General features: G+C 69.6%; 12 protein-coding genes and 1 pseudogene. 11 read left to right on the top strand and 2 right to left on the bottom strand.

Going from position 1 to position 12,208, the window contains the following annotated elements:
• Window positions 1-260: 260 nt before the first annotated feature.
• Together ACO2RJ_RS09335 and ACO2RJ_RS09330 are read left to right on the top strand one after the other, a co-directional pair.
• Window positions 261-1,628: an NAD(P)H-dependent oxidoreductase gene (locus ACO2RJ_RS09335; protein ID WP_423267718.1), complete on the top strand. Its 1,368-nt coding sequence runs from the start codon at window positions 261-263 to the stop codon at window positions 1,626-1,628.
• Between the two features lie 336 nt (window positions 1,629-1,964).
• The gene (locus ACO2RJ_RS09330) at window positions 1,965-2,252 is read left to right on the top strand and encodes a GIY-YIG nuclease family protein (protein WP_423267717.1); all 288 of its coding nucleotides are present in this window, start codon (window positions 1,965-1,967) and stop codon (window positions 2,250-2,252) included.
• Between the two features lie 651 nt (window positions 2,253-2,903).
• On the opposite strand, the gene ACO2RJ_RS09325 is transcribed toward ACO2RJ_RS09330, so the two are convergent.
• The gene (locus tag ACO2RJ_RS09325; RefSeq protein WP_423267716.1) at window positions 2,904-3,128 is read right to left on the bottom strand and encodes a YdcH family protein; all 225 of its coding nucleotides are present in this window, start codon (window positions 3,126-3,128) and stop codon (window positions 2,904-2,906) included.
• 147 nt (window positions 3,129-3,275) lie between these two features.
• Here ACO2RJ_RS09325 and ACO2RJ_RS09320 point away from each other — a divergent pair, with 147 nt between their 5' ends.
• Entirely contained in the window at window positions 3,276-3,491 is a 216-nt protein-coding gene (locus tag ACO2RJ_RS09320) for a YdcH family protein (protein ID WP_423267715.1), read from the top strand.
• 406 nt (window positions 3,492-3,897) lie between these two features.
• Window positions 3,898-5,694: an ABC transporter ATP-binding protein gene (locus ACO2RJ_RS09315; RefSeq protein ID WP_423267714.1), complete on the top strand. Its 1,797-nt coding sequence runs from the start codon at window positions 3,898-3,900 to the stop codon at window positions 5,692-5,694.
• Window positions 5,695-5,892: 198 nt separating this feature from the next.
• Here ACO2RJ_RS09315 and ACO2RJ_RS09310 read toward each other — a convergent pair whose 3' ends face one another.
• Complete coding sequence (locus ACO2RJ_RS09310) at window positions 5,893-6,516, bottom strand: L,D-transpeptidase (protein WP_423267713.1); 624 nt, start codon at window positions 6,514-6,516, stop codon at window positions 5,893-5,895.
• 322 nt (window positions 6,517-6,838) lie between these two features.
• On the opposite strand from ACO2RJ_RS09310, the gene sppA reads away from it, so the two are divergent.
• The 7 genes and pseudogenes from sppA to ACO2RJ_RS09275 all read left to right on the top strand — a co-directional run.
• Window positions 6,839-7,792 carry a signal peptide peptidase SppA gene (sppA, locus tag ACO2RJ_RS09305; RefSeq protein ID WP_423267712.1) on the top strand — a complete coding sequence of 318 codons (954 nt, stop codon included), beginning with the start codon at window positions 6,839-6,841 and terminating at the stop codon, window positions 7,790-7,792.
• A gap of 67 nt (window positions 7,793-7,859) precedes the next feature.
• Window positions 7,860-8,165, top strand: a complete 306-nt coding sequence (gene ihfB / locus ACO2RJ_RS09300; protein ID WP_423267711.1) for an integration host factor subunit beta — start codon at window positions 7,860-7,862, stop codon at window positions 8,163-8,165.
• Entirely contained in the window at window positions 8,162-8,521 is a 360-nt protein-coding gene (locus tag ACO2RJ_RS09295) for a lipopolysaccharide assembly protein LapA domain-containing protein (protein WP_423267710.1), read from the top strand. Before ihfB ends, ACO2RJ_RS09295 begins: the two co-directional genes overlap by 4 nt.
• A 222-nt stretch (window positions 8,522-8,743) precedes the next feature.
• Complete coding sequence (locus ACO2RJ_RS09290; RefSeq protein WP_423267709.1) at window positions 8,744-9,766, top strand: ArsR/SmtB family transcription factor; 1,023 nt, start codon at window positions 8,744-8,746, stop codon at window positions 9,764-9,766.
• The gene (gene metF, locus ACO2RJ_RS09285; RefSeq protein WP_423267708.1) at window positions 9,766-10,680 is read left to right on the top strand and encodes a methylenetetrahydrofolate reductase [NAD(P)H]; all 915 of its coding nucleotides are present in this window, start codon (window positions 9,766-9,768) and stop codon (window positions 10,678-10,680) included. Before ACO2RJ_RS09290 ends, metF begins: the two co-directional genes overlap by 1 nt.
• A 57-nt stretch (window positions 10,681-10,737) precedes the next feature.
• A complete protein-coding gene (locus ACO2RJ_RS09280; protein WP_423267707.1) occupies window positions 10,738-10,989 on the top strand; it encodes a hypothetical protein in 252 nt (83 codons plus the stop codon).
• Between the two features lie 12 nt (window positions 10,990-11,001).
• A pseudogene (locus ACO2RJ_RS09275) lies at window positions 11,002-12,056 on the top strand (homocysteine S-methyltransferase family protein); the annotation flags it as partial.
• Window positions 12,057-12,208: the final 152 nt, after the last annotated feature.

Below are 12,208 nucleotides of genomic sequence, written 5' to 3'. Positions count from 1 at the left end.
GGGGAACGGCGCGACGCCGCCGTCCCCCTCTCCCCTTGAGGGAGAGGGTCGGGGTGAGGGGTGTGGGCGGCGCCTCTGCAGGACATGGCGACGCCGCACCCCTCATCCGACCGTCGGCTGGCGCCGCCGGCCACCTTCTCCCGCAAGGGGAGAAGGGAACAGCGCCGCCGCCCGCCGAAGGCGAGAGCCCGGCGAGGCCATTGACCGGCGCGCCTCAAGACCGTCTCTTTTCCCCAAAACATCAGGAGGAGACGCCAGCCATGAACCTCGCAGCAAAGCTGCGCCGACGCGCCGAGGAAGGTCGGCCCGTCCGCGTGGGACTGATCGGCGCGGGCAAGTTCGGCTCGATGTTCCTGTCGCAGGCTCGCGTCACGCCGGGACTGCACGTCATGGGGATCGCGGATCTGTCGGCGGAGCGCGCCCGCGCGGCCCTGATCGCGACCGGCTGGGACGTCGACGCCTCGGTCGCAGGCTCCCTCGACGACGCCCGCGCGACTGGCCGCACCGCGATCGTCGAGGATTCCGAGGCGCTGATCCGCGCCGGCGGTCTGGACGTGGTGATCGACGCCACCGGCAGCCCGGCCGCCGGCATTCGCCACGCGCTGCTCGCCGCGGAGAACGGCCGTCACATGGTGATGGTCAATGTCGAGGCCGACGTGCTCGCCGGTCCCTATCTCGTCGAAAAGTTCAACCGCGCCGGGCTGGTCTACTCCATGGCCTATGGCGACCAGCCGGCGCTGGTCTGCGAAATGGTGGACTGGGCGGAGGCCTGCGGCTTCTCGGTGGTGGCGGCCGGCAAGGGCACGAAATATCTGCCCGCCTATCACGCCTCGACCCCCGACACCGTCTGGTCGCATTACGGGCTGACGGCCGAGGAGGCGGCGCGCGCGGGCATGAACGCGCAGATGTTCAACTCCTTCCTCGACGGCACCAAATCCGCGATTGAGATGGCCGCGATCGCGAACGGCACGGGCCTCGCGGCGCCTGAGGCCGGGCTCGCTTTCCCGCCGGCGAGCGCGCATGAGCTCGCGACCGTGTTGCGACCGAAAGCCGAGGGCGGCGTTCTCGACGGCAAGGGCATGGTCGAGGTGGTGTCGAGCCTCCAGCGCGACGGCTCCGACGTGCCGAACGATCTGCGCTGGGGCGTCTATGTCGTGTTCGAGCCGAAGGACGCCGATGTTCGCGGCGACTACGCCCGCAACTGTTTTCGCGAGTACGGCGTGAAGACCGACCCCTCCGGGCGCTACGCCGCTTTGTTCCGCCCGTCGCACCTGATCGGGCTTGAGCTCGGCGTCAGCGTCGCGGCCGCGGCGCTGCGCGGCGAGGCGACGGGCGCGCCGACCGGTTTCCGCGCCGACGTCGCGGCCTGCGCAAAGAAGGCGCTGACGGCAGGCGACACGCTCGACGGGGAGGGCGGCTTCACCGTCTGGGGCAAGCTGATGCGGGCGGAGGACTCGCTCCGGCGCGGCGCGCTGCCGATCGGCCTCGCGCACAAGGTCCGGCTGAAGCGCGACGTCGCGGAAGGCGCGATCTTGAGCTGGGACGACGTCGCTGTCGAGGACAGCCAGGCCGTGCGCGTCCGCCGCGAGATGGAGGCGGCGGCCGGGCTCAAGGCGGCGGCGGAGTAGCCACGTCAGCCTACCAAGGGGCGCCTCGCGCCGTCATTCCGGCTGCAGCGAAGCGGAATGCCGGAATCCATTTCCCCGACGTCGCAGGTTCGCGGCAGGTCGACCGGCGCGCTCCCACGAACGCCGTCGCGGCAATAGGTTCCGGGACGAGCCCGGAACGACGGGGGCGTGAGAGGGCGAGTCGGCGCCGTCATTCCGGCTGCAGCGAAGCGGAATGCCGGAATCCATTTCCGCGACAGGAGTAGGTTGGGGCGCTCCCTCGGACGCTGTCGCGGTAAGAGGTCCGGGACGAGCCCGGAACGACGCGCGTGACACAAGCCGTACGGAATCTGCGGAATGGCGCAGTATTACGTCTACATCCTCGCGAGCGGCCGGCATGGGACGCTCTATGTCGGGATGACGGGCGATCTCATTCGCCGTGTCTATGAACACCGCGAAAAGCTCACGCCGGGCTTCACCAGCCGGTACGGCGTCACGCGGCTCGTCCATTTCGAAGTTTTCGACGACCCGGCGTCGGCGATCGCGCGCGAGAAGCAGATCAAGGGCTGGCGTCGGGACTACAAGACGAACGTTATCGAACGCGACAATCCAGACTGGCACGACCTCTATGAAACCCTGTGCTGACGCCCCGCCGTCATTCCGGCTGAAGCGAAGCGGAATGCCGGAATCCATGTCCGCGACCGGGGTGGGTCGGGAAGGTCCACCGGGCCGCCCCCTCGGAGCCCGTCGCGATAATGGGTTCCGGGACGAGCCCGGAACGACGGCGGCGTGAGAGGGCGGAGTCGGCGCCGTCATTCCGGCTGCAGCGAAGCGGAATGCCGGAATCCATGTCCGGGACCGGGGTGGGTGGGTCGGGAAGGTCCACCGGGGCGCCCCCTCGGAGCCCGTCGCGATAATGGGTTCCGGGACGAGCCCGGAACGACGGCGGCGTGAGAGGGCGGAGTCGGCGCCGCCATTCCGGCTGCAGCGAAGCGGAATGCCGGAATCCATGTCCGCGACCGGGGCAGGTTCGCGGCAGGTCGACCGGCGCTCCCTCGAAGCCCGTTGCGGAAATGGGTTCCGGGACGAGCCCGGAACGACGGCGGCGTGAGAGGGCGGGTCGGCGCCGGCTGAAGCGAAGCGGAATGCCGGAATCCATGTCCGCGACCGGGTGGGTCGGGAAGGTCCACCGCGGCGACAGGTCGACCGCCGTCGCGGCAATAGGTTCCGGGACGAGCCCGGAACGACGGCGGCGTGGACGCGACTTGCCGGGCGCGTGGCCTCCGCCGGAGGCCGTTACGCGATGATGTCCGGCGTCAGCTGGTCCTCGAGGAAGGCGATGCGGTCCTTCAGGCCGAGCTTGCGCTTCTTGAAGCGCTGGATCTGGAGCCGGTCGCCGCTGCCGAGACGCTCCATGGCCTCGATGGCGTTGTCGAGATCGCGGTGCTCCTCGCGCAGGCGGGCAAGCTCGTCCCGGGCTGCGTTCTCCTGGGCCCGCGCGTCGTCATTCCGCCCCGTCATCCGCGCCGCCCACCGCCTACGCCAACCCTGTGCGGCGGGAGTATCGCCGCCCGCCCGCCGGCGGGCAAGCGGGGCGCCGGACGCACGGCGCCGTGATCCGGGCGGCGCGATCTCCGTTCGACAGCGCGGGCGTCTCGTGACATCATAATGACGTCAAGACAGACGAGGGAGACGACATTAATGTCTATCGAGTCGCATCTTGCCGAGCTGGAAAAGAAGCATCGCGCGATCGAACGTGAAATCGAAACAGAGCTGATGCATCCCAGTTCGGACGACGTGAGGGTTTCATCCCTGAAGCGAAAGAAGCTTCGAATAAAGGATGAAATGGTGCGCCTCCAGCCCCCGGGCCCAACAATCCACTAGACGCACTTTAAGCATTTCAGTCTTGAAGTAGGCGCCGTCGACCCTTGGGCCGGCGGCGTTTTTTGTTTGTGTGTGGCGGGAAAGACACTTTCTCGTCGAGGGTCGTCGACGCCTCTTGAGCCCCGAATCGGCGGCGTGTAAAACCTAGGCCTCGGCCCACCCGAACCGTCCGGAGGATCTGCATGGCTCAGCCTATCGCGCCTGTCGCCTCCGGCTCGACGCGTCGCCTCTAGGTCAGACGCGCGCGCGGCCCTCCGCCGCGCCAGCCGATTTTTCAGACAGTCCTTTCGCTTTACGAGGTTTCGCCGCGGTCGACGCTCGTCCTCCGCATGTGCGTTCCCTCGCGTCGTCCTGACTTTCAGTCGGCTGACGCGCGCCGTCGAGGCGCCGCGGCCGGGAGACCGCCATGTCGAAATCCGCTCCGCTTCGCGCGACTCCGTTCGTGCGGGTTCTCCGATTCGTCTTCGGGCACTGGAGGCGCCAGCCGGCGCGCGTCGCCTTCATCTGCGGTTCGATCGGACTTGCGACGCTCGCCGACGTCCTGCTTCCGCTGTTCGCCGGCCGACTGGTCGACGCCTTCATCGAGCCCGACCGGGCGGCTGCGCTCGACGACGCGCTCTGGGCGCTCGCGGTGATGGTCGTTCTGGGGGCGGCGATCGCGCTGTTCCGGCATATCGCCTTCATCGGCGTGATCCGCATGACGCAGACCATGATGCGCGGCGTCGCGGGCGAGGCTTTCGCCCGCGTGCAACGCTTCTCCACCGACTGGCACGCGAACAGCTTCGCCGGCTCGACCGTGCGCAAGATCACGCGCGGTATGTGGTCAGTGGACCAGTTTAACGACCTCCTGCTCGTCTCGCTGGCGCCGTCCGCGCTGGTGATGCTCGGCGCGAGCGCGATGCTTGCGGCGCACTGGCCGCTGATGGGACTGGTCACCCTGCTCGGGGCGTCGATCTTCGTGGCGGTGGCGGTCTGCGCCTCGCTCTTCTGGGTGGCTCCGGCCGCGCAGCTGTCGAACGCCTGGGACACGCGGCTCGGTGGCGCGCTCGCGGACGCCGTGACCTGCAACGCGGTCGTGAAGGCGTTCGGCGCGGAGGCGCGGGAAGAGGAGCGGATTGCGCGGGTGCTCGACAAATGGGGCCGACGCACGGCTCGCACCTGGCGACGCGGCAACTGGAACGGCACCGCGCAGCAGCTGGTGATGCTGGCCCTGCGCGTAGCGGCGCTCGGCCTCGTCGTCTGGTTCTGGTGGCGAGGCGAGGCGAGCGCGGGCGACGCCGCCTTCGTGCTCACCACCTTCGTGCTGATCACGGGCTACCTCCGCGAGGTCGGCATGCAGGTCTCCGACCTGCAGCGGGCGGTGAACGACATCGAGGAACTGGTCGAGTTGCACGACGAGCCGATCGGCGTCGCCGACCGCGCGGACGCGCGGCCGATCGCCATCCGCGAGGGCCGCATCGCCTTCGAGAACGTGACCTTCCACTATGGCGGCCACGCCCGGCCGCTCTACCGCGATTTCTCGCTGTCGATCGCGGCGGGCGAGCGGGTCGGTCTCGTCGGTCGCTCGGGCTCGGGCAAGACGACCTTCGTGAAGCTCGTCCAACGGCTCTACGACGCGACGTCGGGACGGGTCACGATCGACGGCGTCGACGTTGCGGACGCGACGCAGGAGAGTCTGCGATCCCAGGTCGCGATCGTGCCGCAGGAGCCCATCCTGTTCCACCGCTCGCTCGCCGAGAACATCGCCTACGGCCGGCCGAGCGCGACGATGGCCGATGTCGAGCGGGCGGCGCGGCTCGCGAACGCGCATGACTTCATCGCCGGCCTTCCGAAGGGCTATGCGACGCTGGTCGGCGAGCGCGGGGTGAAGCTCTCGGGCGGCGAGCGTCAGCGGGTCGCGATCGCCCGCGCGTTTCTGGCCGACGCGCCGATTCTCATCCTGGACGAGGCGACCTCGAGCCTGGATTCGGAGTCGGAGGGCCTGATCCAGCAGGCGATGCAGCGGCTGATGGCCGGCCGCACGACGCTCGTCGTCGCGCACCGGCTGTCCACCGTGCGGGCGATGGACCGGATTCTTGTGTTCGACCGGGGAAGGGTGGTCGAGCAGGGCGACCATGCGGGGCTGCTCGCCCGCGAGGGTGGCGTCTACCGCACCCTGTTCGAGCGTCAGTCCGGCGACCTCGCCGACGGGATAGCGGCGTGACGCGCGCTCGCCCCTGTCGCCGAGCGGAGATGCGCCGCCCGCGCGTCTTCGGCCGGGGGAAAGGCGGCCGCCGGCGTCAGCCGGCGGTCGCTGAGGGGAGGGCGGGCGTCGCCCGAAGAGGGCGCTCCGGACGGAGGAGATCGCCGCGTCGCGATCCGTCCGAAGCGCGAGAGGAGCCTTGCGGCTCCGCTTCGCCCCTCAGCGCACCACGACGCGGGCGCCCATGGGGACGCGCTCGTACAGGTCTTCGACGTCGAAGTTCACCATCCGGATGCAGCCGGAGGACATCGCCCGGCCGATCGTCTGCGGCTCGTTGGTGCCGTGGATGCGGAACAGCGTGTCCTTGCCGTCGCGGTAGAGATAGAGCGCTCGGGCGCCGAGCGGGTTCTCGGGGCCGCCGGCCATGCGCAGCGGCAGCTCGGGCCGGCGCTCCAGCATTTCAGGGGGCGGGATCCAGTCCGGCCATTCCTGTTTGGCGCCGACCTTGGCCTCGCCGCTCCAGCCGAAGCCCTCGCGGCCGACGCCGACGCCGTAGCGCAAGGCGCGACCGTCCGGCTGGACGAAATAGAGATACTTGTCGGCGGTGTCGATCACGATCGTGCCGGGCGCCTCGCCGGTCGGATCGGCGACCTCCTGGCGGCGGTACTGGACCGGCAGCGCCGAGGGGTAGCTCGTCGACATCGCGTTCGCGATGGCGGCGCCGGAGGACGAGGACGACGCCCCGAGATTGGAGCTGCCCCCGCAGCCGGCGAGCAGCGCCGAGAGCACGACCAGCGCGAACGCAAGCCCCGCCTGCGGCCACCGTAACCCTGCAGATGTCATGTCGACCCTTGACGCGTCACGCGGAGACGTCGGCCGTCTCCCACTCCCCAACGGACAAGATTACCCGCGCGCGGACCGTCCGGATCATTTTTTTGCGCGTCCTTCAGCGCTTTGCCCCGTTTCGTGACCGGAGCGCCACAGTTTCGTCAAAGGACGCGCGCGCGAACGGCCCGTAGGCGCGGAGCCAGGGCGGGGGGCTCGGCCGCCTGGGCCGTTCCAAAGGCGCGCTCGCGGAGAGTTCCGCCCGCGGGTTCGGCATGTTAGGTCAGACGCTTCGCTTTTCGCGCAGGCCGCGTCCGGACGCGCAATCGAGATTGACGCCATGCCCATCGACCCCGACGCCATCCTCGATCGCCGGGCCCTGCGCCGACGCCTCGCCTTCTGGCGGATCGGCGCGATCGCGCTCGTCGGCCTCGTGATCGTCGTGGGCGGGCTCGCGCTCGCCGGGCGCGGCAAGACGGGCCATCGCGGCCCGCACATCGCCAAGGTCGAGATCTCGGGCGTCATCTTCGACGACGACAAGCGCGCGAAGCTGCTCGCCGATCTCGCCAAGAGCGACGCCAAGGGCGTCCTGCTGATGATCGACAGCCCGGGCGGCGGGGTGACCGCGTCCGAGGACATTTACGAGGCGGTGCGGCTGATCGCGAAGGATCGGCCGGTTGCGGCCGTCGTCGGCACGGTGGCGGCGTCCGGCGGCTACATCGCGGCGATCGCGGCCGACCACATTGTCGTGCGCAAGACCTCGATCACAGGGTCGATCGGCGTGCTCGCGCAGTACCCGAACTTCACGGAGTTGCTGAAGACGGTCGGCGTGCAGGTCGAGACCGTCAAGTCGACGCCGCTCAAGGCCGCGCCCAGCGGGCTCGAGCCGACCAGCCCGGAGGCGCGCAAGGCGCTCGAGGCGCTGATCCTGGACAGCTACGACTGGTTCAAGGGCGTCGTCGCCGAGCGGCGCGGCCTCGCAGGAGCCGATCTTGCGACCGTCGTCGACGGTCGCGTGTTCTCCGGCCGGCAGGCGATCGACCTGAAGCTCGTCGACGAGATCGGCGGCGAGAAGGAGGCGATCGCCTGGCTCGCCACCAAGGGCGTCGACGCCGACCTGCCGGTGCGCGAGTGGAAGCCGAAGTCGAGCGGCTACGGTCCGTTCGGCATGGCGAGCGCCGCGGCGACGCTCGCCGACGCCTTCGGCTGGCCGCAGATCGCCTCGGCTCTCCGTCGAACGGGTGACGCCGCCGTCCTTGACGGGGTGCTGGCGCTCTGGCAACCTTCCTCTTAAATTTCCTGACAAATGAATGATTTAGCGTCAATTTGCGTGGCGTCTTGCCGGGGGTTGGGAGACACCTATGATCAAGTCTGAGCTGGTCGCGCGCATCGCGTCGATGAACCCGCATCTGTATCAGCGGGACGTCGAGAACATCATCAACGCGGTCCTCGACGAGATCGTCGACGCGCTGGCGCGTGGCGACCGGGTCGAGCTGCGCGGCTTCGGGGCCTTTTCGGTGAAGGCGCGCCCGGCGCGCGTCGGGCGGAACCCGCGCACCGGAGAGCACGTTCCGGTGGACGGCAAGGTGGTGCCGTTCTTCAAGACCGGCAAGGAGATGCGGGTGCGGCTGAACAAGGACGACGAGCGCGCGGGCGCCTCGGCATGACCCTGCGACGCGTTCTCGCGGGCCTGATCGGCCTGCCGCTCGCCCTGCTGATCGTGCTGTTCGCGGTTGCGAACCGGCAGGACGTCACCGTCAGCTTCGACCCGTTCGCGACCGACGCCCCGGCGCTGTCGGTCGCGCTGCCGCTGTTCGCTGTGATCCTGATCTCGGTGATGGGCGGCGTCGTGCTCGGCGGCGTCTCCGCCTGGGCCAAACAGGGCAAATGGCGCAAGGAGGCGCGCCGGCGCCGCGTCGAGACGGCGCGTCTCGAAGCCGAGACCGAGACGGCCCGGCGCGAGGCCGCGGTCGCCCGCAACATGGCGCTGCCGGCCCCGACCTCCGCCCGCCGCGCGGCCTGACGCCGGGCGCGCCGGGCCTCTTCGGTCCCCCGATTACGCCCGTGCCCTCCGGCTTGATGCGGGGCCTACGCGCGCGCTCGCGGACTTCGATCGTCCGGGCGAGACGACGATGACCCGCTCAGTGAACGCGCCGCGGCGCAAGCTGGCGCTTGACCGCAAGCGGGCGCACACTCTCCGTGATCGCCATTGCGCGGGTCGCGATAAACATATAAATCTATCTTTATGTCTTTCGCCGAACCCGCCGCGCTGTTGAACGTCGAAGCCGCGCTCGCCTGCCTGCGCGCGGCGGGCGAGCCGACGCGGCTGCGCGTTCTCGCGCTGCTCGCGCAGGGCGAACTCACGGTCTCCGATCTCACCGACATTCTCGGCCAGAGCCAGCCGCGCATCTCGCGGCACCTGAAGCTCCTCGTGGACGCGGGTCTCGTCGAACGCCACCGCGAGGGGGCCTGGGCGTTCTTCGGCCTCGCCGAGCAGGCGCGGGGCGCGTCGGCGGTGCGGGCGGCGCTCGACATCCTCGACGTCGACGATCCGATCCTTGTCCGTGACCGCGAACGGCTGGAGCGGGTGCGCGGCGCGCATCACGACGCGGCCGCGGCCTATTTCAGCGCAAACGCCGAGCGCTGGGACGGGGTGCGCACCCTTCATGTCGCGGAGTCCGACGTCGAGCGCGCCGTTCTGGCGGCGGTCGGCAGCGGCCGGATCGAGGCCGCGCTCGACCTCGGCACCGGCACCGGCCGCATGCTGGAGCTTCTCGCGGGCCGCGTCGGCCGCGCCGTCGGCGTCGACTCCAACCGCGACATGCTCGCGCTCGCCCGCGCCAACCTCGCCCGCGCCGGCGTGTCGAACGCTCAGGTCCGGCAGGGCGACATCTTCGCGCTGCCGGTGCCGGCCGACAGTTTCGACCTCGTCGTCGTGCATCAGGTGCTGCACTTCCTCGACGATCCCGCCCGGGCGCTGCGCGAGGCGGCCCGGACGGTGCGTCCGGGCGGCCGGCTGCTGATCGTCGACTTCGCGCCCCACGCGATCGAGGCGCTACGCGAGCAGCACGCCCATCGCAGGCTCGGCTTCTCGCCTGAGACCATGACCGGCTGGATCGTCGCGGCGGGCCTCGAACCCGTCTCGCGCGCCGACCTTCCGCCGTCCGACGGGGCCGGCGACAAGCTCACCGTCTCGCTGTGGCTCGCCCGCGATCCGAGGATCGTCGCCGACGCCGTCCCGCAGCCCTCAGACCTCGAGGTGGCCTGATGCCCAACGACCGTCTCTCCCGCACGTCCCGCCGCCCGATCCGCGTGTCCTTCGAGTTCTTCCCGCCGAAGACTCCGGAGATGGAAGAGTCGCTGTGGCGGTCGATCGAGCGGCTTACGCCGCTTGGGCCGACCTTCATGTCGGTGACCTACGGGGCCGGCGGATCGACCCGCGAGCGCACCCACGCGACGGTCGAGCGCATGGTCAAGGAGACCGACGTGCCGCCGGCGGCGCATCTGACCTGCGTGTCGGCCAGCAAGGACGAGGTCGACGCCGTCGTCGACAGCTATCGCGAGGCCGGCGTGCGCCACATCGTGGCGTTGCGCGGCGATCCCGCGGGGGGCGTCGGCGCCGCGTTCGAGGCTCATCCCGACGGCTACAAGTCGACGGCCGATCTCGTCGCCGGCATCCGCAGGCGCGCGCCGGAGATCGAGCTGTCGGTGTCGGCCTATCCCGAGAAGCATCCGGAGAGCCCGAGCGTCGAAGCCGACTTCGACGTGCTGAAGGCCAAGGTCGACGCCGGCGCGAACCGGGCGATCACCCAGTTCTTCTTCGACAACGCGCATTACCTCCGCTACGTCGACGAGGCCCGCAAGCGCGGCATACACATCCCGATCGTGCCGGGCATCGTCGCGGTGTCGAATTTCAAGCAGACCGCGAATTTCGCGGCGCGCGCCGGCGCGAGCGTCCCGGACTGGTTCGCGGCCCGCTTCGACGGGCTGGACGGCGACCCGCAGACCCGCCAGCTGATCGCGGCGGCCGTCGCCGCCGAACAGGTGCTCGACCTCGTGGACCACGGCGTGAAAGACTTCCACTTCTACACGATGAACAAGGCCGACCTGGTCTATGCGGTGTGCCATCTGCTCGGGCTGCGGCCGACGGCGGGGGCGGGACGGAAGGCCGTGGCGGCGTGAAGATGCAATTCTTCGGCGGACGACACATCTTACGCCGAGGCGACTTGGGAGCATCCGATGGCCGAACCTGACAATCTCGTCCTGACGCTGCTGCGCGAGATGCGCAACGTGATGGATGCCCGCTTCGACGCCGTGGACGCCCGCTTCGACGCCGTGGACGCGCGCTTCGGCGAGCAGGACAAGAAGCTCCAGGCGATCCGCGAGGCGCTGAAGAGCGAGACGATTCTCGGTCGCTACGTCGTGAACGGCGTCGACGATCGGCTGGATGACATTGAAAGGCGCCTGAGCGCCATCGAAGCGCGAGGCTGAAAGGCGAAGACCATGACTGACGTCGAAACCACGATCCGCAAGCTCGCCGCCGAGCGCATCCTCGTGCTCGACGGGGCCATGGGCACGATGATCCAGCAGCGGAAGTTCTCCGAGACCGACTTCCGCGCCGGGCGCTTCACGGAATGGAACCGCGACGTTAAGGGCAACAACGACCTGCTGATCCTGACGCAGCCGGACTGCATCCGCGACATCCACCTCCAGTACTTCCGCGCCGGCGCCGACATCGTCGAGACCAACACCTTCTCCTCGACCACGATCGCGCAGGCCGACTACGGCATGGAGGAGCTCGCCTACGAGCTGAACGTGGAAGGCGCGAGGCTCGCCCGCGAGGCGGGCGACATCGCGCAAGATGAGGACGGCCGTCCGCGCTTCGTCGCCGGCACGCTCGGACCCACCAACCGCACCGCGTCGATCTCGCCGGACGTCAACAATCCGGGCTTCCGGGCCGTCACCTTCGACCAGCTCGCCGAAGCCTATGGCGAGGCCGCGCGCGGCCTGCTCGACGGCGGCGCCGACCTGCTGCTGGTCGAGACCATCTTCGACACGCTGAACGCCAAGGCCGCGATCTTCGCGATCGAGCAGATCTTCGCCGAGCGCGGCGTCCGCGCGCCGGTGATGATCTCGGGCACGATCACCGACCTGTCCGGCCGCACCCTGTCGGGCCAGACGCCGACGGCGTTCTGGAACGCGCTCAACCACGCCCGGCCGATATCGTTCGGGCTCAACTGCGCGCTCGGGGCCCGGGAGATGCGCGCCCACATTGCGGAGCTGTCGCGGGTCGCGAACACGCTGATCTGCGCCTATCCGAACGCCGGCCTGCCGAACGAGTTCGGGCTCTACGACGAGAGCCCGGAGGCGATGGGCGAGCTGGTCGGCGAGTTCGCGACCGCTGGCCTCGTCAACATCGTCGGCGGCTGCTGCGGCACGACGCCGGATCACATCGCGGCGATCGCCGAGGCGGTGAAGGGCAAGGCCCCGCGGAAGATCCCCCACATCGCGCCGAAGATGCGGCTGTCGGGGCTCGAGCCCTTCGAGCTGACCGCCGCGTGACGTTCCAGCAGCACCAACGGACTGCGTGCTTCGAGACGCCCGCTGCGCGGGCTCCTCAGCATGAGGACCGTGGAGGATGGTGGGCGCCGACCGTCCTCATGCTGAGGAGCCGGCTGCAAGCCGGCGTCTCGAAGCACGCATGACCTCG

Origin of the sequence: Hansschlegelia sp. KR7-227 (assembly GCF_049446035.1) — a bacterium.
Taxonomy (GTDB): domain Bacteria; phylum Pseudomonadota; class Alphaproteobacteria; order Rhizobiales; family Methylopilaceae; genus Methylopila.
Note: the sequence above shows the minus strand (reverse complement) of the source record. Positions and strands in the feature narration are given on the sequence as shown.

Coding starts and splice junctions, on each gene's coding strand:
- ACO2RJ_RS09290 (WP_423267709.1), top strand. CDS start 8,744: ATGTCTTTCGCCGAACCCGCCGCGCTGTTGAACGTCGAAGCCGCGCTC.
- ACO2RJ_RS09335 (WP_423267718.1), top strand. CDS start 261: ATGAACCTCGCAGCAAAGCTGCGCCGACGCGCCGAGGAAGGTCGGCCC.
- ACO2RJ_RS09325 (WP_423267716.1), bottom strand. CDS start 3,128: ATGACGGGGCGGAATGACGACGCGCGGGCCCAGGAGAACGCAGCCCGG.
- ACO2RJ_RS09315 (WP_423267714.1), top strand. CDS start 3,898: ATGTCGAAATCCGCTCCGCTTCGCGCGACTCCGTTCGTGCGGGTTCTC.
- ACO2RJ_RS09330 (WP_423267717.1), top strand. CDS start 1,965: ATGGCGCAGTATTACGTCTACATCCTCGCGAGCGGCCGGCATGGGACG.
- ACO2RJ_RS09320 (WP_423267715.1), top strand. CDS start 3,276: ATGACGTCAAGACAGACGAGGGAGACGACATTAATGTCTATCGAGTCG.
- ACO2RJ_RS09310 (WP_423267713.1), bottom strand. CDS start 6,516: ATGACATCTGCAGGGTTACGGTGGCCGCAGGCGGGGCTTGCGTTCGCG.
- ACO2RJ_RS09295 (WP_423267710.1), top strand. CDS start 8,162: ATGACCCTGCGACGCGTTCTCGCGGGCCTGATCGGCCTGCCGCTCGCC.
- ACO2RJ_RS09280 (WP_423267707.1), top strand. CDS start 10,738: ATGGCCGAACCTGACAATCTCGTCCTGACGCTGCTGCGCGAGATGCGC.
- metF (WP_423267708.1), top strand. CDS start 9,766: ATGCCCAACGACCGTCTCTCCCGCACGTCCCGCCGCCCGATCCGCGTG.
- sppA (WP_423267712.1), top strand. CDS start 6,839: ATGCCCATCGACCCCGACGCCATCCTCGATCGCCGGGCCCTGCGCCGA.
- ihfB (WP_423267711.1), top strand. CDS start 7,860: ATGATCAAGTCTGAGCTGGTCGCGCGCATCGCGTCGATGAACCCGCAT.